The sequence below is a fragment of the Moorena sp. SIO3I6 genome (genome assembly GCF_010672095.1).
Map to the genome: position 1 here is coordinate 1 of NZ_JAAHHU010000539.1, position 2,893 is coordinate 2,893.

Here is a 2,893-nt window from a genome sequence, read left to right on the forward strand (position 1 = left end):
TTCAAAAGCGTTGGCGTATCGAAACTCTTTTTCAAACCATAACTACTAACTTCAACGGTGAAATTAATACCCTGGCCTATCCTAAAGCCGCTTTGTTTTCCTATTGTATGGCAATAATTGCTTATAATATCCTGGCCACCCTAAAAGCGGCTTTGGGTAGTGTTCACGGTGTTGGTAAAATTGCTGCTGGCTTGTCGGATTTCTATGAAGTTGATGAGATTCAAGGCACTTATCGAGGCATGATGATTGCCATTCCAGTACAAGAGTGGCAACCTTTTCAAACTTGTTCTTTACCCCAAATGGCGAAATGGCTCCAGACGAAACCTTAGATAGTGGAGCCTTTATAGTCCAGGGTAATCGCATTGAGTTTGGTATAAATTGCACTTGACAAAGAGCGGCTTATAAAGTTCAACAGTGTTTCTGCTGTCAAGGTTGTCTCTCAAAAGTGCAAGCAGTTAACCTAAGAATGAGCTAAGAAAAGTATTTCCAGGGCAGTGATCATGTCAAAAGGTTTTGGAAAACCTATTCGGCTTTCTAAAGCAAGAACGAGAGGCAAAGATTGCTCAAAAAGAGTGTTCTCAAACATTTTCAGGATCTTCAAGATCCCAGAGTGGGTCGCCGTAAAGATAAACCATAGGTGTCAATAATCACAATTGCGATTTTAGCAGTGCTCTCAGGTGCAGATGGGTTTGTTGGGATCGAGACCTATGGTAAGGCTAAGCTTGAGTGGCTAGAGACGTTTTTAGAATTACCCTTCGGGATTCCGTCCCACGATACCTTTGGTCGAGTCTTTGGCCTCCTAGATCCTATGGCGCTAGAGAACAGCTTCCTGAGTTGGATAAATAGCATCACCGAAAAATTAGAGCTCAATTTGATTCATGTCGATGGCAAGACTAGCAAAGGTTCCTATGACCGAGAAGGCAAGCTGAAAGCGCTGCATAGTGTGAGTGCTTGGAGTAGTGACCATAGCTTGGTGCTGGCTCAAAAAAAAGTAGATAGCAAGTCCAATGAAATCACAGCGGTGCCGGTGATCCTGAAGTTGCTAAACCTCAAGGGAGCGGTGGTGACCCTTGATGCCATGGGCACTCAAATCGAGATTGCTCAACAAATCAAGCAGGCCGAAGGGGACTATGTCAAAGCCCTCAAAGGCAACCAGGGGAAGCTCAGCCAGCAGGTGGAGGATTGGTTTAAGCAAGCTCAAGCAATGAACTGGCAGGGAATTGACTACAGCTATCACCAGACCATCGAGAGTGGGCATCACCGGATCGAAACTCGCCAAGTCTGGGCAGTATCGGTCAGTCAACTTCCCCCTTTGCATCGGCAAGGCCAGTGGCTGGGCTTAACGACTGTGGTGATGGTTCGCACTCAACGGCAATTATGGAATAAAACGACCACAGAGGTTCGATTCTACATCAGTACTCTCGAAGCAGAAGCGCAAAGGCACAACCAGGTGATTCGCTGCCATTGGAGTATTGAAAACAGTTTGCATTGGGTGCTCGATGTCACAAAATACGAAGATGCTAGTCGCATCCGTACTGGCTATACAGCTCAAAATCTGGGTTTATTGCGTCGCTTGAGTATTAATTTACTCAAGCGCGAACCCTCCCGCCAGAGTCTGAAGATGAAGCGCTATCAGGCTGGAATGGACAATGATTTTGTGATCAAAATCCTGGCAGCCAGTGCCCCTGAGTCAGCCCCAATGCCCACCACAGTAATCCCAAAGTGAGCCAAAGCCAGTTTAAGGAGGGGATGCTCTGACTGCAGCCAATTAGGAAAAAATCATCAGCACGGCAGTAGCACATACAGACTCAATTCTTCACCATCGAGTCTCAATTATGCACTCAAAAATTAACCCAGGTTACAACAATTTTAGAGCTCGATTAAAATGCGATTACCCTGCTTTATAGTCAGCAGGTTATGGACAAAAGGGTAAAATCTTTTTTAAGAAGGCTCCACTATCTTACGGTAACTTCAAACCAGCAGTTTGCTAGTTTTGTTAAACTCAAACGTTTTGTCAAAATACCTCGCGGACCATTAAAGAAACGAGGAGCCCTCATTATTGATCGCAAACATCGTCATCTCTCAACAGCTCGACTCTTAAAAGCCCATGTCACTCAATAGTACATCTGTACACGTTGAAAGGGCTGACAATAAAAGACTCATAGCTATCGTAGGCTTCCAGGATTGCGATCGCTATTGTACACCAGTCTTTCGGCTGCAAGTTGGTACTGTCGAGAGTGCTGTTATTCGGACCAAACCCGATATCAATATAGCCAATGGTACAATCGGGATATTGACTTTGAATTATCGGCAAAATATTCTCATCAAACGCCTTTTGGAAACCAACAGTATCTAGTGGATACAGCCCATCGGGTCCCTGCACAGAACCAATGGTGCCCCCTGTGTATAAAATCCCTATGTTCATGAAACAATTAGAAAATTTGTTTGCTACTAAAGTATACAGAAGTGATGGGAAAAGGGAAAAGGGAATAGGGAATAGGGAATAGGGAGTAGGGAGTAGGGAACAGAGAACAGGGAACAGGGAACAGGGAACAAAAATTTTCACAATTCATTTAGGATCCCTATATGATTGTAAGATGCCGAAAAAAGTAAGAGAATTAAAACAAATGTTGCACCAAAGCAGAATTTACCCTCTTGCCTAAGCGAGGAAAAGGTAGTCATTATTACTGGGTGCATCCACTGATAACAAATGCTGTAGTCCTGTCTGGTAAAGATAGTAACGATCTCTTGATGCAGTCGCTCATGGGGGAAACCACGGCAGTCGCTCATGGGGGGAACCCCCTTTGGCGGCGCTGCCTCCCCAAGACCGCGCTGCATCGCTGCCAAACCTTATCAAGAAAAAGATGTGATAGCAGTACTTAAACAAGGGTCA

Annotated in this window: 1 protein-coding gene and 2 pseudogenes; 2 read left to right on the forward strand and 1 reads right to left on the reverse strand. The window is 44.8% G+C overall.

The features are described from left to right. Nucleotides 1-329, forward strand: a pseudogene (locus tag F6K49_RS39140) (hypothetical protein); the annotation flags it as partial. Nucleotides 330-559: 230 nt separating this feature from the next. Next, a pseudogene (locus tag F6K49_RS39145) lies at nucleotides 560-1,726 on the forward strand (ISAs1 family transposase). Nucleotides 1,727-2,110: 384 nt separating this feature from the next. On the opposite strand, the gene F6K49_RS39150 reads toward F6K49_RS39145, so the two are convergent. Then, nucleotides 2,111-2,566, reverse strand: coding sequence for an asparaginase domain-containing protein (locus F6K49_RS39150; RefSeq protein WP_158069805.1), 456 nt, complete (start codon nucleotides 2,564-2,566; stop codon nucleotides 2,111-2,113). Between the last annotated feature and the right edge of the window lie 327 nt (nucleotides 2,567-2,893).